Below are 18,831 nucleotides of genomic sequence, written 5' to 3' on the forward strand. Positions count from 1 at the left end.
CACGCGGGTCGCGCATATCCTCTAAGGATTCACATAAGCAGACCCCCTAGCTTGAGTGACAGCCACGACTCCGCGTGCGACCGCCCCCTCGGCCGCACGGCCCCCCACGGAGCCGTCGATGGAAGGACCCCATGCTCCGACCCCTCACCGCACCCTCCGTCCCTCTCGCCGCCCTCGCTCGGACGCTCGAGATCGGCGACGAGGGCGGCCTGACGGCCGAGATCAGCGGAGTGACGCTGATCGCCTCCGACGTCGAGCCCGGCGACCTCTTCGTCGCCCTGCCCGGGGTCAACCGCCACGGGGCCGAGTTCGTCGAGCAGGCCGTGGCCCGCGGCGCCTCCGCCGTGCTGACCGACACCGCGGGCGCCGACGCCGCGCGCGCGACCGGTCTGCCCGTCCTCGTGGTCGACGACCCCCGCTCCCGCCTGGGCGCCGTCGCCGCCGCCGTCTACGGGACGGCCGAGCGCTCCCCCGTGCTGCTCGGCGTGACCGGCACCAACGGCAAGACGTCGACCGTCCACATGCTCGAGGGGATCCTCCGCCAGCTCGGCGTCGTTCCCGGCCTCAGCTCGACCGCGGAGCGTCACATCGGCGACACCTCGGTGACCAGCGGCCTGACCACCCCGGAGGCGACGGAGCTGCACGCGCTCGTCGCCCGCATGGAGGAGGAGGGCGTCGGCGCGGCCGCGATCGAGGTCAGCGCCCAGGCGCTCACCCGCCACCGCGTCGACGGCGTGGTCTTCGACGTCGCCGGCTTCACTAACCTCAGCCACGACCACCTCGACGACTACGGCGACATGGACACCTACTTCGGCGAGAAGGCCCAGCTGTTCCAGCCCGATCGCGCGCGCCGGGCCGTCGTCTCGCTCGACTCCCCCGCGGGCGCGCGCCTCGTCGAGGTCGCCGGCGTGCCGGTCACCACGATCACCTCCCTCCCGGGCGTCGACGCCGACTGGACCGTGACGGTGCTCGAGCAGGAGTTCGGTCGCACCCGCTTCCGGATCGGCAACCGCGAGGGCCGTGCCATCACGACCTCCGTCCCGATCATCGGCACCCACATGGCCGCCAACGCCGGGCTGGCGATCGTGATGCTGATCGAGTCCGGTCGGCCGATCGGCGAGATCCGCGCCGCGCTGCACCGCGACGGCGGAGTGGACGCCTCCCTCCCCGGCCGCACCGAGCGCGTCTCGGGCGAGCGCGGCCCCACGGTGTACGTCGACTTCGGCCACAGTGCCGACGCCTTCGCCCGCACCTTGGAGGCCGTCCGCGAGGTCACTCCCGGCCGCGTGGTCATGGTGTTCGGCGCCGACGGCGACCGGGACGCGCTCAAGCGCCCGGCGATGGCCGAAGCCGCCGTCCTGGGCAGCGACGTGCTGGTCGTCACCGACCACCACCCGCGCTTCGAGGACCCGGCCTCGATCCGGCGCACCCTCGTCGAGGCCGCCCGCGCCGCGCGTCCGGACGCCGAGATCCACGAGGTCGACGACCCCAAGCGCGCCATCCGCGTCGCCGTGTCCCTGGCGCACGAGGGCGACGCCATCCTCTGGGCCGGCCCCGGGCACCAGAACTACCGCGACATCCTCGGCGTGCGCACGCCGTACTCGGCCCGAGCCGAGGCCCGCGCAGCGCTCCGTGAGGCCGGCTGGGCGGACGAGGCGGTCCCCGCTCCGGCCTGACGCACGGCCCCGGCACGGCGGCCCTGAGATCCCGTTCAGGCTCGCCGGACGCTCTGTCGCGCTCTCCGCACGCGGTGTAACTTTGCGCAGCACGCAACGTTTGCGGCGGATCGCCGTGCCTGGACGCGTCCGCCAGACAAGGGGACCACCGTGGCCGACTCCGCCTCCGCTCCATCCGCTCCGACCTCGACGCCGTCCGGCGCCGTGATGTCGCACCGGCAGATCCTGTTCGTCATCTTCGGCCTGATGGCGGGGATGTTCCTCTCCTCGCTCGACCAGACCATCGTCGGCACCTCGATGCGCACCATCGCGGACGACCTCGACGGCCTCTCGCAGCAGGCGTGGGTGACCACCGCCTACCTGATCGTCTCGACGATCGCGACGCCGATCTACGGCAAGCTCTCCGACATCTTCGGACGCCGCCCGCTCTACCTGATCGCGATCGTGCTGTTCCTGATCGGCTCGACGCTCGCCGGCTTCTCGACCTCGATGCTCGGCCTCGCGGGCTTCCGCGCCGTGCAGGGCCTCGGCGCCGGCGGGCTCATGTCGCTCGCGCTCACGGTGATGGGCGACATCCTGCCCCCGCGCGAGCGCGCCAAGTACCAGGGATACTTCCTGGCCGTCTTCGGGATCTCCAGCGTCGTCGGACCGCTCATCGGCGGCCTGCTCGCCGGCACCCCCGAGATCCTCTTCATCACCGGCTGGCGCTGGGTCTTCCTGATCAACCTCCCGATCGGCGCCGTCGCGCTCTTCATCGTCGTGCGGTTCCTCCACCTGCCCAAGCCCGCCGGCAAGCGCTCGGTGCGGATCGACTGGTGGGGCGCCTCCCTCGTCGTCATCGCCGCGGGACCGCTGCTGCTGATCGCCGAGCAGGGCCGCGAGTGGGGCTGGGGCTCGCCGATCGCGTGGGTCTGCTACATCGTCGGCGCGCTGGGCGTCATCGGCTTCATCGCGGCCGAGCGGATGATGGGCGACGACGCGCTCATCCCCCTCAAGCTCTTCCGCTCGCCGACCTTCTCGATGGCGACCGTGCTGGGCGTCCTCGTCGGCTTCGGCATGTTCGGCGGCATGATGGCGATCCCGCTGTACCTGCAGCTGGTGAACGGCGCCACGCCGACCGAGTCCGGCTTCCTGATGCTGCCGATGATCCTCGGCCTGATGATCGCCTCGATCGTCTCGGGCCAGATCATCTCGCGCACGGGCCGCTACCGCGCCTTCCCGATCGTCGGAACCTTCCTGATGTCGGCCGCGTTCTTCTACTTCACCTTCGTGACGATCGACAAGCCGGTGATCTTCATGATGGGCGGGATGCTGATGCTGGGCCTCGGGCTCGGGCAGATGATGCAGACCCTCACCCTGGCGTCGCAGAACTCGGTCGACGTGGCGAACATGGGAGTCGCGACCAGCGCCTCCACGTTCTTCCGCCAGATCGGCGGCACCCTGGGCACCGCCGTGATCTTCTCGGTGCTGTTCAGCCGCATCCCCGACACCATCGCCGCGGCCTTCAAGAACCCGGCGCTCGCGGCGGATCTGCAGCGGGCCGCCACCGATCCGGCCGTCGCCGCGGACCCGGCCAACGCCGGGATCCTGAAGCTGCTGCAGTCGCAGGACACCGCCGCGATCGGCTCCGCGCTCGACGGGGACACCTCCTTCCTGAACACCGCGGACCGCGCCCTGTCGGCTCCGTTCCTGACCGGGTTCAACGACGCGACCGTGACCGTGTTCCAGGTCGCGCTGGGCGTGGTCCTGCTGGCCTTCGTGCTCTCGTGGTTCCTCAAGACCCCGCCGCTGCGGGCGAAGTCGGCCATGCAGGAGGCGCACGACCTCGCGGCCGAGGACAGCGCGGAGGAGCTGCGCCGCACGGACCCGCAGCTCGCCGCGCGCGCCGGGGCCGACCTGGCCGCGGGCAGCATCGAGCCGGACGTCCGGACGGACTCGATCCGCACCGCCCCTCCCCGCGACGGGCACGGCGCCCACCGGGCCTGATCGGGAAGCGCCGGCCGCCCGCGTCCTGCGCTCCGCTCCGCCCCTCCGAGGCGCCGCCTCCGCCGCCCGGACACCGCCCTCACCGCGGTGTCCGGCCGGGGAGGCGGCGCCTCGCGGTCGTCCGCGGTGCGATGTCCCGCGTTCCGGGGCGAGAGAGCGCTCCACCGGGGCTCTAGGATGGTCGGACCGCTGCCGAAGGAGTCCGCAATGAGCGCCGCCCCCACCCCCTCCCCCGCGACCCCGAGCCTCTCGGAGCAGATCGCCCGCGCCGACCGGCTCGCCGTCCGCGACTGGCCCGCCGGCTTCCTCTGGGGATCCGCGACCGCCGCCGCCCAGATCGAGGGCGCCGGCCACGAGGGCGGCAAGGAGGACAGCATCTGGGACGCGTTCTCCCGCGTCCCCGGAGCGGTCGCGAAGGGCGACACCCCCGAGGTCGCGGTGGACCACTACCACCGGATGCCCGCGGACGTGCGGCTGATGAAGGAGCTGGGGCTCGGCTCCTACCGCTTCTCGGTCAGCTGGGCGCGCGTCAAGCCGGGCGACCGCGCGGTGAACCCCGAGGGCCTCGACTTCTACTCCCGCCTGGTCGACGAGCTGCTCGGCGCCGGCGTGCTGCCGTGGCTCACCCTCTACCACTGGGACCTCCCGCAGGCCGTCGAGGAGACCGGCGGCTGGGCGAACCGCGACACCGCCGAGCGCTTCCGGGACTACGCCGAGGCGGTCTACGAGAGCCTCGGCGACCGGGTGCAGCACTGGACGACGTTCAACGAGCCGTTCTGCTCGACCCTGCTCTCCTACGGCGCGGGCGTGCACGCCCCCGGCGTGATCTCGCAGCAGAAGGCCCTCGCCGCCGTGCACCACACGCACCTCGCCCACGGGCTGGCCGTCTCGACGCTCCGGCAGCTCGGAGCGCAGAACCTGGGCATCACGCTCAACCTCTCGAACGCCGTCCCCGACGACCCCGAGGACGAGGCCGACCTCGACGCCGCACGCCGCTTCGACGCGCTCCAGAACCGGATCTTCCTCGACCCGCTGCTGCGCGGCGAGTACCCCGAGGACCTGCTCGAGGACGTCGAAGGGCTCGGGCTCGACGAGCTGATCGTCGACGGCGACCTCGATCTCATCTCGCTCCCGCTCGACTTCCTCGGCGTGAACCACTATCACGACGACAACGTCTCGGCGCATCCGCTGCCGGCCGGAGCCGACGACTTCGCCCAGGCGACCGACCGCGAGGTCGGCTCCCCCTGGGTCGGCTCCGAGTTCATCACCTTCCCGTCGCGCGGTCTGCCGCGCACCGCGATGGACTGGGAGGTGAACCCCGACGGGCTGCGCTACCTGCTGACCCGCCTGGGCCTGGAGTACGAGAACCTCCCTCCGCTCTACGTGACCGAGAACGGCGCCGCCTACGACGACGTCGTCGAGGACGGCCGCGTGCACGACGCGGACCGCACGCAGTACGTGCTCGACCACGTCGAGAAGGTCGCCGACGCGATCGACCAGGGCGCCGACGTCCGCGGCTACTTCGTCTGGTCCCTCCTCGACAACTACGAGTGGGCCTGGGGCTACGAGAAGCGGTTCGGCATCGTGCGCGTCGACTACGACACGCAGGAGCGGACCGTGAAGGACTCGGGCCTGGTCTACTCCCGACTGCTCGGCGGCAGCGCCGCGGCGATCCTGGACTGACCCGTGAGCGAGCCGACGGGCGTCCGCGGCGGGGGCCGCTCCCCCACCCTCGAGATGGTCGCGGCGCGGGCCGGAGTCTCGCGCGCGACGGTCTCGCGGGTGGTCAACGGCGCCCCGCAGGTGGCGGCCGAGATCGTGGCCGCCGTCGAGAAGGCGATCGGCGAGCTCGACTACGTGCCCAATCACGCGGCGCGGATGCTCGCCTCGCGGCGCACGCAGTCGATCGCGCTGATCGTGCCGGAGTCGACCGCGCGCGTCTTCGCGGACCCGTTCTTCGCCTCGATCGTGCAGGGCGCCGCGATGCGCCTGGCCGACACGGACTACACGCTCTCGATGCTGATCGCGTCCGAGACGGACGGCGAGAAGACGCGGCGGTACCTGCTCGGCGGGAACGTCGACGGGGCGCTCGTGGTCTCGCACCACTCGGGCGACCACTCCTACGCGGCGCTCTCGGGCACGCTGCCGATCGTCTTCGGCGGCCGGCCGCTCTCGCCCGACGAGCGCGGCTCCTACTTCGTGGACGTGGACAACACGGAGGGGGCGGCCGTCGCCACCGCGCACCTCATCGAGCGCGGCCGGCGCCGGATCGCGACCATCGCGGGACCCGCCGACATGCCGCCGGGCGTCGACCGCCTGATCGGCTGGCGGGGCGCCCTCACCGACGCCGGCCTCGCCGACGACCTCGTCGAGTGGGGCGACTTCTCGCCGGCCAGCGGCACCGACGCGATGCGCCGCCTCCTCGACCGCGATCCCGACCTGGACGGCGTCTTCGCCGCGAACGACCAGATGGCGGTCGGCGCCTACGCCGCCCTCCGCGAGGCCGGCCGCCGGATCCCCGAGGACGTCTCGGTCGTGGGCTTCGACGACGACCTCTTCGCGCGGAACGCCGTGCCCGCGCTGACCACGGTCCGCCAGCTCCCCGACGAGCTCGGCGCCCGCATGGTGGAGCTGCTGACCGCGCGCATCGAGGGGCTCCCCGTGGAGCACCGCACGCTGATGCCGACGTCGCTGGTCGTCCGCGCCAGCAGCTGACCCCGGCCCGCGAGTACGCAGTAGTCGTCGCAGTCGACGCCGAGCGCGACAACTCTTGGACAGCCGGACGAGCGCCAGCCGCTGAACCGGGCCCGCGACCGTCCAGAAGTCGTCGCAGTCGACGCCGAGCGACAACTCTTGGACAGCCGGACGAGCGCCAGCCGCTGAGCCGGGCCCGCGACCGTCCAGGAGTTGTCGCAGTCGACGCCGAGCGACAACTCTTGGACAGCCGGACGAGCGCCAGCAGCTGAGCCGGGCCCGCGACCGTCCAGGAGTTGTCGCAGTCGACGCCGAGCGCGACAACTCTTGGACAGTCGGCTGGCTACGAGTGCTCGAGCGGCTCCGGAGTCGGGGGCGGTCACGGCCGCCAGCCGTGGGCTTCGAGAGCGGCACGGAGCTCGGCGACCGTCTGCGCTCGGCCCCGGGTCAGACCCTCTGCGCGGACGACCACGACGATCCAGCCCGCGAGGTGAAGGGCCAGGAGCCGTTCACGGTCGCGCGAGAACTGCGCGTCGTCCGTCCGGTGCTGGCCGCCGTCGTACTCCGCCACCACCTTCCACCGCTCGAAGACCAGGTCGCCGACGGCGAGCAGCCGACCGCCGATCCTGATCTCGGCGTTCACGGCGGGCGCGGGCAGTCCCGCCTCCTCGACGAGGGCCCGGAGCCAGGTCTCCCTCCGCGAGGCGGCTCCCGTCGATGCCAGCCGCAGCGCCGCAGCCAGGCCACGTCGGCCCCGGCCCCGATGAGAGGCCAGGCGGTCCTGCAGCTCCTGAAGCCGGACATGGGGACGCGGGTCGTCCCCGCGCGGGTAGCGCGGCTCGAACAGGAGGTGGTCCGTCGCCGCGAGGAGGTCTCGGGCGGAGACCAGAGGCGCGAGCGCGATCCACGTCGACGCCGCTCCCGTCACCGGCAGGCCGTGCCGCTCGACCCGGTCCGTCTCCGTGAGGGTGTGGCCGATCACACCCCGGGTCCTGGGGGGCCGGTGCGGCGTCGTCGCCGCCACGTGGATCGGATCGTCCTCTCCGGGTCGCGCCGGGAGCGGCACTCCCCAGGCTTCCGCCGCGGTCAGGTGGGAAAAGAGCTGCCAGGGCCTCAGTCGGGGCAGGTAGGCGGCGGCTCGCTCCAGGTGCGTGACCGGCGCCACCCGGGTGCGCACTCCGTGGAAGGGGCTGGCCAGGGCGGGAGTGCGCAGCTGGGCGTCCGACACCCCGGCGCGGAGTGCGGCTCGTCGGGTGAAGGCTCCGAGGTCGGTGCTGGACATGTCGCGATTCTGGCCGTCCGGGATCCTCGTCCGACTCCCGCGGTCCGCATTCTGTGGACGAACTGCCGATCCCGCCGTTGGGGAGGCGTCCCCCGCATCACGACTGTCCAGGAGTTGTCGCACTCGGCGTCGAGTGCGACAACTTCTGGACAGTGGGAGCGATCGGCGTCGAGTGCGACAACTTCTGGACAGTGGGAGCGATCGACCTCGAGTGCGACAACTTCTGGACAGTGGGAGTCGCCGAGCAGAGCGCGTAGGCCGCGGACGGGTCGGCGCACGCGGCCCGCCCGCCCACGCCACCGCGTCCGCGTCAGAGGAAGAGCGGCGCCGGGTCGAGGGCGGCGAAGCGGCGGCGCATGACGGCGACCGCGTCGGCGTGCTCGTCGACGAGGACGAAGCGGCGGCCGAGGGCGTGCGCGACGGCGCCGGTGGTGCCGGAGCCGGCGAAGAAGTCGAGGACGGCGTCGCCCTCGCGGCTGGACGCCTGCACGATGCGGCGGAGGATCCCCTCCGGCTTCTGCGTCGGGTACCCGGTCTTCTCGCGGCCGGTCGGCGAGACGATCGTGTGCCACCACACGTCGGTCGGCCGCTTGCCGCGCTCGGCCTTCTCGGGAGTCACCAGGCCCGGGGCCATGTACGGCTCGCGGTCCACGGCGGCGGAGTCGAAGTGGTAGCCGCGCGGGTCCTTCACGTAGACGAGGATCGTGTCGTGCTTGGTCGGCCAGCGGCGCGTGGCCTTCGCTCCGTAGTCGTAGGCCCAGATGATCTCGTTGAGGAAGCACTCGCGGCCGAAGAGCGCGTCGAGCAGCACCTTCGCGTAGTGCGCCTCGCGGTAGTCGAGGTGGAGGTAGAGGGTGCCGTCGTCGGCGAGGAGCCGCCACGCCTCGGCCAGACGCGGCTCGAGGAACGACCAGTAGTCGTCGAAGCGGTCGTCGTAGCGGAGCAGGTCGCCGCGGATCCGCTCGTAGCTGCGCCCCTTGAAGCCGGCGATCGTGCCGGTGGTGGAGCGCACCGAGGTGGTCGAGGTGCGCACCTGCGCCCGGCCCGTGTTGAACGGCGGGTCGAGGTAGACGACGGTGAAGGCCCCGTCGGCCAGCTGCGGCAGGACCTCGAGGTTGTCGGCGTGGAACACCGCGCTCCGCGACTCCGGGACGCCGTCCGCGATCTGGATCGTCCTGGGCACCCGGCAATTGTGCCAGTGCGCGCGAGCCCGGCGACACGCTCCGCGCCTCGCGCCCGCGCTCGACGGGTGCCGGGGAGGCTCCGGCGTAGAGTGGCGCGATGATCTCCGAGGTGCGCCACGACGAGGACTCGTCCCGCTACACGCTCTGGCTCGACGGCGAGACCGTCGGAGTCGCGGACTACGCCGTCCGCGGCCGCGACGTGGTCTTCCTCCACACCGAGATCGCGCCCGAGCACCGCCACGAGGGCCTCGGCGAGACCCTCGTCGAGGCGGCCCTCGACGACGCGCACGAGCGCTTCGGCGGGCGCATCGTCCCGGCCTGCCCGTTCGTCGCCGAGTTCATCGCCGATCACCCGGACTACCAGGAGCTCCTCGCGAGCTGAGGGGCTCCCGCCGGTCCGGTCCGCCGCGTTCCACTCCGGGGCCACGCGCCGGCGACCGCCGCCCCGGACCCGCCGGTCAGGGGACGCGCCGCAGCCACTCCGGAGTCGAGTACTTCGTCCGCACCAGCTCCTCCGCCGCCGCGTACTCCTCCTCGGTCAGCGTCCCCGCCTCGCCGCCGTGCAGCTGCACGAAGGTCGCCTTCATCCGCTCGATGATCTCGGCGCGGCTGAGCCCGGTCTGGCTGCGCAGCGGGTCGACGCGCTTCACGGCGGAGGCGATGCCCTTGTCCGAGAGCTTCTCGCGGCCGATCCGCAGCACCTGCACCATCTTCTCGGCGTCGATGTCGTAGCTCATGGTCACGTGGTGGAGGACGGCGCCGGAGCCCAGGCGCTTCTGCGCGGCGCCGCCGATCTTGCCCGAGGGCGACGTGATGTCGTTGAGCGGCTGGTAGACCGCGTCGATCCCGAGCGACTGCAGCGCGCTGACGGCCCACTCGTCGAGGAAGGCGTAGGAGTCGGCGAAGGTCAGCCCCTGGACGAGGTCGCCGGGGACGTAGAGCGAGTACGTGACGACGCTGCCCGCCTCCATGAACATCGCGCCGCCGCCCGAGATGCGGCGGACCACGTCGACGCCGTACTTCGCCGCGTTGTCGAGGTCGACCTCGTTGCGGAGCGACTGGAAGCTGCCGATGACGACGGCGGGCTGGTCCCACTCCCAGATCCGCAGCGTCGGCTCGCGACGGCCCTCGCCGACCGCCGCGGTCAGCACCTCGTCGAGCGCCAGGTGGGTCGCGGGAGGGACGGCCCGGTCGTGCACGATGCGCCAGTCGTAGTCGCGCCAGCTGGTCGCCTTCTGCAGCGAGCGGCGGATCGCGACCGCGACGGCCTCGGGCGTGAAGCCGAGCAGGACCGCGTCGGCCGGGAGCGCCTGCCGGATGGCGGCGGCGATGGACTTCGCGTCGGTCTCGGCCGGGAGGCCCACGACCGCGCGGTCGATGTCGTCGAGGGCCGTGTCGGGCTCGAGGAAGAAGTCGCCCGCCAGGCGGAACCCGGCGAACCTCCCGTCGACCACGTCGAGGTCGACGACCACGAGCTTTCCGCCGGGGACCTTGTACTCGCCATGCATGACGCCAGCCTAGGCGCGAGCCGGGGCGGGGAAGCGCTCGCCCAGCCACTCCACGAGATCGGCCGTGACCTCGGCCCGGTTGAGCTCCTGGAACAGCTCGTGCCGCGCCTCCGGGTACACCCGCACCGAGACGTCCGTGTACCCGGCCCGCCGCCGGTAGGCCTGGGCGAGCGCGCGCACCGACCGCTCGCCGCCGAGGGTGTCGTCGGCGCCCACGACCAGCAGCAGGGGCAGCGGATGCTCGGGCCCGCGCTTCGGGCGGCCGACCAGCCGCAGGGTCTCGACCAGCCCGATCCGCTTCGCGAGCGGCGTGGTGAAGGTGAGGGGGTCGTCGTGGAACCGCTGCCAGACCTCCGGGTCGCGGGAGAGCCACTCGAGGCCGAGGCCGCCGGCGACGCGGTGCCGCTTCGCCAGGTCGCCCGCGTTCATGTGCCCCGGGAGGCGGTAGGCGGTGCCGCTCAGCACGAGCGCGGCGTAGGCGCCGGAGTGGCGGTCGACGATCCGCTGCGCCATGAGCGACCCCCAGGAGTGGCCGAGCAGCACGATCGGCACTCCCGGGCTCTCCTCCGCGAGCAGCTCCGTCAGCCGGAGGATCGCCGCCTCGGTCGCGCGCAGGCCGCCCGGCCCCAGCAGTCCGAGCCGGGAGGAGTCGCCGCCGTGCTGCTCGAGGCCGGTCCGGCCGTGCCCGCGGTGGTCGTCCGCCGCGACCGCGTACCCGGCGGCGACCAGCGCCTCCGCCAGCTCGACGTAGCGCCCCGAGTGCTCGCCGACCCCGTGGGCCAGCTGCACGATCGCGCGGGGCGAGGGGTGCGGCCACCAGCGGTAGTGGATGACGACGCCGGAGGCGTCCTGGAAGGTCCTGTCGACAGCGGCGCCGGTCATGGTGACCAGTGTGGCGCCCCGGCCGCTGGGCGCGAGGGACGCGCGGAGAACTGAGAAGATACTCACGATCCATCGGCGGGCACCCTGCTCGTCACGGTGCCTCGCTACCTTTTCCCTTGACGAGCGACCCCCGCGACCGTCCCCCGACCCCCCTTCACGAGCGAGGCCAGCCCCTTCATGACCGTATCGCCCCTGATCTGGACCCTGACGATCGTCTTCATCGTCCTGCTCCTGCTCTTCGACTTCTTCTTCCACGTCCGGAAGGCCCACGAGCCCACGCTGAAGGAGTCGTCGATCTGGTCGGCGCTCTACGTCGGCATCGCCGTGCTCTTCGGGCTCGGCGTCCTCGTCTTCGGCGGAGCGACGCCCGGATCGGAGTACTTCGCGGGGTACATCACCGAGAAGGCCCTCTCGGTCGACAACCTGTTCGTCTTCCTCATCATCATGGCGAGCTTCAAGGTGCCCCGCGCCGACCAGCAGAAGGTGCTCCTCTTCGGCATCGTCTTCGCGCTGATCGCCCGCACCGGCTTCATCTTCCTCGGCGCCGCGCTGATCAACTCGTTCGCCTGGGTCTTCTACATCTTCGGCCTGATCCTGCTGCTGACCGCGTTCAACCTGGTCAAGCCGGGCGACGACCACTCCAGCGACAACGTGATGGTGCGCCTGGCCAAGCGGATCTTCAAGACGAGCGACCAGTACGACGGCGACAAGTTCTACACGCACATCGACGGCAAGAAGGTCCTCACGCCGATGATCCTCGTCATGGCGGCGATCGGCGGAACGGACATCCTGTTCGCCCTCGACAGCGTGCCGGCGATCTTCGGCCTCACCAGCGACGTGTACCTCGTCTTCACGGCGACCGCGTTCTCGCTTCTGGGCCTGCGCCAGCTTTACTTCCTCATCGACGGTCTGCTCGACCGCCTCGTCTACCTCAGCATCGGCCTCGCCGCGATCCTCGCCTTCATCGGCGTGAAGCTGATCCTGCACGCGCTCCACGAGAACAACCTGCCGTTCATCAACAACGGCGAGCACGTGGAGGTCTTCGAGATCGGCACCGGACTGTCGCTCTCGGTCATCATCGGCGTCCTCGTGATCACGGTGATCGCCTCCCTCGTCAGCCCCAAGGGCCGTCGCATGGCCGCCGAGGCCGCCGAGCGCCGCCGCGTGGCCGAGGCCGCGGGCGCGGACGTCGACGCGACGCACTGAGTCGTCTCGTGCGCCGCGAGGCGGCGCACCGCAGTCGGCTCTCCTAGGCGGTCGGTTTCCCGAGAGCGGGTCCCGACCGCCTACGACGATCCGCTGACACGCGGATCGCCCGTTCGGCTCGACCGAACGCCGCGGGGCGGCGCACCGCGGTCGGCTCCCCTAGGCGGTCGGGTCCCGGAGAGCGGGTCCCGACCGCCTACGACGATCCGCTGACACGCGGATCCCCCGTTCGGCTCGACCGAGCACCGCACGCCGGTGCTCCGCAGTCAGCTCCCCTAGGCGCTCAGGTCCCCGAGAGCGGGTCCCGACCGCCGAGAACGTCCCGCCGGATCGATCGCGGACTCCGCTCGCGGAGGGTCAGCGGGCGCGGTAGCGGTGCTCCGGGCGGCCGGTGGTGCCGTAGCTGAGGGTCATCTCGACGAGGCCGCGGCCCGCGAGACCCGAGAGGTAGCGCTGGGCGGTGGCGCGCGAGATGCCGGCGCGCTCGGCCACCTCGAGGGCCGACAGCTCGGCGCCCGACTCGGCCAGGCGCGCCAGGACGAGCTGCTCGGTCGCCGAGCGCGAGGGCTGCGCGGCGGTCGCGTCGCCCGAGTGCAGGATGCGCAGCGCCCGCTCCACCGCCTCCTGATCGGCCGCGCGGTCCTCCCGCAGCACGTTCCGGAACCGCACGTACGCGTCGAGGCGCTCGCCGAGCAGGCGCGCCTCGAACGGCTTGATGAGGTACCCGAGCGCTCCCGCGTGCAGGGCGCGCCGCACCGTCGCCCCGTCGGAGGCGGCGCTCACGACGAACGCGTCGGTGTCGAGCTCGCGGAGCAGCGCGATCCCGCTCTGATCCGGCAGGTGCACGTCGAGCAGCAGCAGATCGGGCGCGTGCTCGGCGACGGCCGCCCGCGCCGCGCGCGCCGTGTGCACCGGAGGAAGGGCCGTCAGCCCCTGCCGCGCCTCGACCAGGTCCGCGTGCAGCTGCGCGACCCGGAAGTCGTCGTCCACCACCAGCACCGTGCGCTCCCGCGCCGTGTCCGCGCTCATGACCCGTCCCCGTCCTGCTCCGGCGGCCGCACCGCTCCGGGGAGGCGCGCGCACAGCACGGCCCCCGACTCCGCTCCGCCGGCGTCCGCCAGCCAGACCTCGCCGCCGCGCCGGGCGGCCACCTCACGGCACAGCGGCAGGCCGAAGCCGCGGCCGTGCACGCGACCGTCGTCCTCGACGGGGTCGCCCGCGCCGGCCCGGTCGAACAGCGAGTCCGGATCGAGCACTCCGTCGCCGGAGTCGGCGACCGTCACGAAGAGCGCGTCGCCGTCGTCGAGCAGCTCGACCTCGACGAAGCGCACGTCGCGCCGCCCCTCGACCGCCGCGCGCACCGCGTTGTCCACCAGGTTCCCGACCACCGTGGCGACGTCCTCCGGCTCGACGACGGTGCCGCGCACCAGCGTCTCCTCACCGAGCGTCAGCAGCACGCCGCGCTCGGCCGCCTCGATCCCCTTCGCGCCGACGAGCGCCTGGAGGTACGGCTCCTGCAGGCGGTCGGCGTGCTGCACCGGGTACTTGAGCGGGCCGCGGGTCAGCACCTCGTCGAGGTAGTCGCGCGCCGACGCGGTCCGCCCCGCATCCAGAAGGCCCGCGACCACGTGCAGGCGGTTGGCGAACTCGTGCCGCTGCACCCGGAGCGCGTTGGTCATCGCGCCGACCGCGTCGAGGCGCCGGCTCAGCGCGGCGAGGTCGGTGCGGTCGCGCAGCACCACCACCACGCCCAGGTCGCGGTCGCCGCGGGTCACCCGGCGGATGTCGACGTAGACGATGCGGGAGCGGACGACGAAGCCCTCCTCGCCTCCGGGGCGGGGCGGCTCGACGGAGTGCAGCGCGGCGCCGATCGCGTCGGCCAGCGGAACGGGCAGGTCGAGCTCCGCGAGCGGCCGCCCGTGCAGCGCCCGCCCGGTCGGATCGTCGGAGCCGAGGATCGCGGCGGCCCGCGCATTGCAGACGCCGACGCGCCCGTCGCGGTCGAGCGCGAGCACGCCCTCGTCGACTCCGTCGAGCACGGCGGCCTGGTCCTGCACGAGCGAGGTGAGCTCCTCCGGGGCGAGGCCGAGCGTCAGGCGCAGCAGGCGGCGGCGGATGAAGACGGAGGCGACGGCGGCGAGCACCAGCCCGGCGAGCGCCGCGGCGAGGACGCCGAGCAGCGCGGTCGGCAGGTCGGTGAAGACGCTGGAGCGCGCGAAGCCGATGCTGACCTCGCCGACGACCCGCTGCTCCCCCGCGGCGAAGACCGGGACCTTGGCCCGTGCCGACTCGCCCAGCGTGCCGGTGCCCCACGAGACGCTCTCGCGCCCGGCGAGCGCCTCGTCGGGGCTCGTCGAGACCCGCTCGCCGAGGCGGTCCTCGTCGGGGTGGGCGAGGCGGATGCCCTGGTCGTCGGTGATCACGACGAAGAGCGCGCCGGTGCGCTGCTCGACGGCGGCGGCGACGTCCTCGAGCGGTCCGCCGCGCAGCTCCGAGGCGGCGGGCGCGCCGGGCACCGCGGAGGACGCGGCGACCGCGTCCTGCACGTCGGGGTCCTCGGCGACGGTGCGGGCGATGGCGAGCGCTGTCCCCTCCGCCTCGCCGCGCAGCTGCTGGACGCTGAGCGCGGTGACGAGCCCCGCGCAGACCAGCACGGCGGCCGACACCGTGGCGAGCTGCAGGACCAGGACGTGGGTCGCGAAGCGCATCGGGGCCTCCTCGCCGTCGTCGTGCGCAGAATGCGCAGAAGCCACACTATGCGCAGATGTCGCCGTAATGAGCGATACCCCGGCGCCGGACGCGGGGCTGCCTAGGGTTTCCACCATCTCCCGGCCGGCTCTCCCGCCGAGCGCGGGCGGAGGCACTGGACGAAGGAGTCAGCTGTGTTGGTAGTACTCGGTTTCACCATGATCCTGGCCTTCATGGCCCTGATCATGACCAAGCGGCTGACGCCGATGGTCGCCCTGATCGTCGTGCCGACGATCTTCGGCCTCTTCGCGGGCGCCGGCCTCGGCATCGGCGACATGGTCCTCGAGGCGATCGGCAGCCTCGCGCCCACGGCCGCGCTGCTGATGTTCGCGATCATGTACTTCGGGATCATGATCGACGTCGGGCTCTTCGACCCGCTGATCCGCTTCATCGTCCGCGCGCTCGGCGACGACCCGGCGAAGGTCGTGCTCGGCACGGCGCTGCTCGCCGGCGCGGTCTCGCTCGACGGCGACGGCTCGACCACCTTCATCGTCACCACCGCCGCGATGCTCCCGATCTACCTGCGCCTGGGGATGAACCCGGTCGTGCTGACCTGCGTCGCGGGCCTGGCCAACGGAACGCTCAACATCGTCCCCTGGGGCGGACCGACGGTGCGCGCCGCCGCGGCCCTCCAGGTCTCGCCGAGCGAGATCTTCGTGCCGATGCTCCCCTCGCTCGCGGTGGGCCTGGCCGTCACGCTCGTCTTCGCCTGGTTCCTCGGGCTCGGCGAGCGCCGTCGCCTCGGCTCGCTCGCGCTGGCCGAGCCGATGCTCGAGCAGGAGCTCGTCGGCGCCGGCCGCGGCTCCTCCTCCCGCTCGGGCGGCGCCCGCACCGGCGGCCTCGCGGCGCTGACCGGGGGCATCCGCACCGTCGCCCGGGAGCGCTTCTCCTTCCTCCGCGGTCCCCAGGCCCTGCGCGGAGCCCAGGTGGCGGTCGCCGCCCGCGTGCAGGCCGACGACGCCGACACCGCGATGGCCGACACGATGCTCGACCCCGAGCGCGAGACGCTGCGCCCGAAGCTGATCTGGGTGAATCTGGTCCTGACCCTCGCGGTGATGACGCTGCTGGTCGCCGACATCCTGCCGCTGCCCTACGTGTTCATGGTCGGCTCCGCGGTCGCCCTCCTGATCAACTTCCCGAAGATGAAGGACCAGGCGGCCGAGATCGTCAAGCACGCGCCGAGCATCGTGGGCGTCGTGTCGATGGTGCTGGCGGCCGGTGTGCTGATCGGCGTCCTCAACGGCACCGGCATGGTCGACGCCATGGCGGAGTGGGTCGTCGCGGTGATCCCGCCGGCGCTCGGACCGTTCCTCGCCGTGATCACCGGCGTGCTCAGCATCCCGATGACCTTCTTCATGTCGAACGACGCGTTCTACTACGGCATCCTCCCCGTGCTCTCCGAGAGCGCGGCGAACTACGGCATCTCGCCGGTCGAGATGGCGCGCGCCTCCATCACCGGGCAGCCGGTGCACCTCCAGAGCCCGCTGGTCCCGGCGATCCTCCTGCTCGTCTCCCTCGCCGCGGTGAACCTCGGCGACCACCACCGCAAGGTGCTGTGGCGAGCGGTCGTCGTCTCGCTGGTCATGCTCGCCGTCGGCGTGCTGGTCGGCTCGATCCCCTTCGGCTGACGTCGGCGAAGCGGAGCGCCGGAGCGCCGAGCGATCGGAACGAGAACGGGACCCCTTGCTTCGGCGGGGGTCCCGTCCTCGTTCCGCGGCTCGGTCCCGCAGCCCGCGCTAGCGCAGCAGCGGCGCCAGGTTCTCGGTCCAGACGTCGGAGCCGACCTTGAGGATGAGGGCGCCGACCACGACGAGGAACGCGACCCGGATGAAGCGGCTGCCACGAGCGACGGCCATCCGCGAGCCGAGGTACGCGCCCGCCACGTTGGCGGCGCCCATCAGGAGGCCCAGCAGCCAGATCACGTGCCCGCCCGGCACGAAGTAGAGCAGGGCGCCGAGGTTGGTCGCGACGTTGACGATCTTCGCCTTGGCGCTGGCGAGCAGGAAGTCGTAGCCCAGCGCGGTGATCAGGGCGATGATCAGGAAGGTCCCGGTGCCCGGTCCGATCAGGCCGTCGTAGAAGCCGATCAGGAGTCCCAGCACGGCCGCCGTGACGAGGTGGCGCCGGCCCGCGTGCTTGAGCACCGTGACGCTGCCCAGTGCCGGGCGGGCGATCGTCACGACGGCGACCACGATCAGCGCGACGACGATGATCGGCTTGAACACCGCGGCCGGGAGGAGGCCGGCGAGCGTCGCGCCTCCGTAGCTGCCCACGAGGGCGACCGCCGCCATCGGCAGTGCGGTGCGCAGATCGGGCTTCGCGCGCCGGTAGTAGGTGATCGCGCTGGTGGTCGTGCCGAAGATCGAGGCCAGCTTGTTCGTGGCGAGCGCCTGCACGGGCGAGATCCCCGGCACGAGGAGCAGGGCGGGGAGCTGGAGGAGTCCGCCGCCGCCCACGACCGCGTCGATCCAGCCGGCCGCGAAGGCGGCGAGGATCATCAGCGCGAGGACGGGGAGTCCGAGATCCTCTGTGAAGGTCAGCATCGGTCGGAAGCGTACGCGAGCACCGCGACCCCCTCGACCTCGGAGGCCGGGCCGCCCTAGGGTCGGCGGCATGCGATTCGGACTCTTCATCCCCCAGGGCTGGCGCCACGACCTCGTCGGCGTCCCGGCCGCCGACCAGTGGCGCACCATGAGCGACCTCGCCCGGCACGCCGACGACGGCGCCTGGGAGTCGATCTGGGTCTACGACCACTTCCACACCGTCCCGCAGGTGACGGAGGAGGCGACGCACGAGGCGTGGTCGCTGATGAGCGCGTTCGGCGCCACCACGTCGCGCGTGCGGCTGGGCCAGATGTGCACCTGCATGGGCTACCGGAACCCCGCCTACCTCGCCAAGGTCGCGACGACCGTCGACATCGTCTCGGGCGGGCGGGTCGAGATGGGCATCGGCGGCGGCTGGTACGAGCACGAGTGGCGCGCGTACGGCTACGGCTTCCCGCCGATCGCCGAGCGGCTGGGCCGGCTCGACGAGGGAGTGCAGATCCTGCAGCAGGCCTGGACGACCGGGTCCGCGACCCTCGACGGCCGCTACTACCAGGTGGACGGCGCGCAGAACCGGCCGCTGCCCCTGCAGGAGGGCGGCATCCCGCTGTGGGTCGCCGGCGGCGGCGAGAAGGTCACGCTGCGGATCGCGGCCCAGTACGCGCAGTACACGAACTTCGCCGGGACCCCGGAGGCGTTCGACCACAAGAGCTCGGTCCTCCGCGGGCACTGCGAGCGCCTGGGCACCGACTTCTCGGCGATCACCCGGAGCTCGAACTACAACGTCGTGATCGGCGAGACGGAGGCGGAGGTCGAGGCGGCGCTGCAGCGTCTCGAGGAGCGCGTGGTCCCGTACCTCGGCGCGGAGGGAGCGGCGTCCTTCGTCGCCGAGTACCGCAGCCCCGACGCGCTCGCGGTCGGCACTCCCTCGCAGATCGTCGACCGGCTCGCCGGCATGCAGTCGCGCGGGATGGACTACGGCATCCTCTACTTCCCGGACGCCGCCTACGATCGGTCCGGCATCGAGCTGTTCGAGCGCGAGGTGCTGCCGGCGCTCTCCTGAGCGCGGAGCGGCGGGGGCTCCTACGCCTCCCGCCCCCCGCCCGCAAGTCCTTGGGGCGC

15 protein-coding genes are annotated in these 18,831 nt (G+C 72.4%); 8 read left to right on the forward strand and 7 right to left on the reverse strand.

Annotation, left to right across the window (positions count from 1 at the left end; genetic code table 11):
- Positions 1-131: 131 nt before the first annotated feature.
- From GSU40_RS12965 to GSU40_RS12980, 4 genes are all read left to right on the forward strand, one after another.
- A complete protein-coding gene (locus GSU40_RS12965) occupies positions 132-1,676 on the forward strand; it encodes a UDP-N-acetylmuramoyl-L-alanyl-D-glutamate--2,6-diaminopimelate ligase (RefSeq protein ID WP_104283202.1) in 1,545 nt (514 codons plus the stop codon).
- A 207-nt stretch (positions 1,677-1,883) separates the two neighbouring features.
- Positions 1,884-3,662, forward strand: a complete 1,779-nt coding sequence (locus GSU40_RS12970) for an MDR family MFS transporter (protein ID WP_104226227.1) — start codon at positions 1,884-1,886, stop codon at positions 3,660-3,662.
- A gap of 207 nt (positions 3,663-3,869) precedes the next feature.
- The gene (locus GSU40_RS12975; RefSeq protein ID WP_160035217.1) at positions 3,870-5,345 is read left to right on the forward strand and encodes a GH1 family beta-glucosidase; all 1,476 of its coding nucleotides are present in this window, start codon (positions 3,870-3,872) and stop codon (positions 5,343-5,345) included.
- Positions 5,346-5,399: 54 nt separating this feature from the next.
- A complete protein-coding gene (locus tag GSU40_RS12980; protein ID WP_104329579.1) occupies positions 5,400-6,377 on the forward strand; it encodes a LacI family DNA-binding transcriptional regulator in 978 nt (325 codons plus the stop codon).
- Positions 6,378-6,735: 358 nt separating this feature from the next.
- Here the strand turns inward: GSU40_RS12980 and GSU40_RS12985 are convergent, their stop codons facing one another.
- Complete coding sequence (locus GSU40_RS12985) at positions 6,736-7,638, reverse strand: hypothetical protein (protein WP_160035219.1); 903 nt, start codon at positions 7,636-7,638, stop codon at positions 6,736-6,738.
- Between the two features lie 310 nt (positions 7,639-7,948).
- Positions 7,949-8,821 carry a site-specific DNA-methyltransferase gene (locus GSU40_RS12990; protein WP_104225160.1) on the reverse strand — a complete coding sequence of 291 codons (873 nt, stop codon included), beginning with the start codon at positions 8,819-8,821 and terminating at the stop codon, positions 7,949-7,951.
- 98 nt (positions 8,822-8,919) lie between these two features.
- On the opposite strand from GSU40_RS12990, the gene GSU40_RS12995 reads away from it, so the two are divergent.
- Positions 8,920-9,204: a GNAT family N-acetyltransferase gene (locus tag GSU40_RS12995; protein ID WP_104238619.1), complete on the forward strand. Its 285-nt coding sequence runs from the start codon at positions 8,920-8,922 to the stop codon at positions 9,202-9,204.
- A 76-nt stretch (positions 9,205-9,280) separates the two neighbouring features.
- Here the strand turns inward: GSU40_RS12995 and GSU40_RS13000 are convergent, their stop codons facing one another.
- Complete coding sequence (locus GSU40_RS13000; RefSeq protein WP_104225162.1) at positions 9,281-10,330, reverse strand: biotin/lipoate A/B protein ligase family protein; 1,050 nt, start codon at positions 10,328-10,330, stop codon at positions 9,281-9,283.
- A gap of 9 nt (positions 10,331-10,339) precedes the next feature.
- The gene (locus tag GSU40_RS13005) at positions 10,340-11,212 is read right to left on the reverse strand and encodes an alpha/beta fold hydrolase (protein ID WP_160035221.1); all 873 of its coding nucleotides are present in this window, start codon (positions 11,210-11,212) and stop codon (positions 10,340-10,342) included.
- A 177-nt stretch (positions 11,213-11,389) separates the two neighbouring features.
- Here GSU40_RS13005 and GSU40_RS13010 point away from each other — a divergent pair, with 177 nt between their 5' ends.
- Positions 11,390-12,418: a TerC family protein gene (locus tag GSU40_RS13010; protein WP_104223866.1), complete on the forward strand. Its 1,029-nt coding sequence runs from the start codon at positions 11,390-11,392 to the stop codon at positions 12,416-12,418.
- A 357-nt stretch (positions 12,419-12,775) separates the two neighbouring features.
- Here GSU40_RS13010 and GSU40_RS13015 read toward each other — a convergent pair whose 3' ends face one another.
- Positions 12,776-13,447 (reverse strand): response regulator, encoded by a 672-nt coding sequence (locus tag GSU40_RS13015; protein WP_104223865.1) that lies wholly within the window; start codon positions 13,445-13,447, stop codon positions 12,776-12,778.
- A complete protein-coding gene (locus GSU40_RS13020) occupies positions 13,444-15,126 on the reverse strand; it encodes a sensor histidine kinase (protein WP_104347765.1) in 1,683 nt (560 codons plus the stop codon). Before GSU40_RS13020 ends, GSU40_RS13015 begins: the two co-directional genes overlap by 4 nt.
- Before the next feature lie 198 nt (positions 15,127-15,324).
- Here GSU40_RS13020 and GSU40_RS13025 point away from each other — a divergent pair, with 198 nt between their 5' ends.
- Positions 15,325-16,794, forward strand: coding sequence for an SLC13 family permease (locus tag GSU40_RS13025; RefSeq protein WP_104233156.1), 1,470 nt, complete (start codon positions 15,325-15,327; stop codon positions 16,792-16,794).
- A 108-nt stretch (positions 16,795-16,902) separates the two neighbouring features.
- On the opposite strand, the gene GSU40_RS13030 is transcribed toward GSU40_RS13025, so the two are convergent.
- On the reverse strand, positions 16,903-17,709 hold the full coding sequence (locus GSU40_RS13030; protein WP_160035223.1) for a TSUP family transporter: 807 nt from the start codon (positions 17,707-17,709) through the stop codon (positions 16,903-16,905).
- 70 nt (positions 17,710-17,779) lie between these two features.
- Here GSU40_RS13030 and GSU40_RS13035 point away from each other — a divergent pair, with 70 nt between their 5' ends.
- Positions 17,780-18,772, forward strand: a complete 993-nt coding sequence (locus GSU40_RS13035) for an LLM class F420-dependent oxidoreductase (protein WP_104223861.1) — start codon at positions 17,780-17,782, stop codon at positions 18,770-18,772.
- Positions 18,773-18,831 lie beyond the last annotated feature (59 nt).

Source organism: Rathayibacter sp. VKM Ac-2805 (assembly GCF_009834265.1).
GTDB lineage: Bacteria > Actinomycetota > Actinomycetes > Actinomycetales > Microbacteriaceae > Rathayibacter.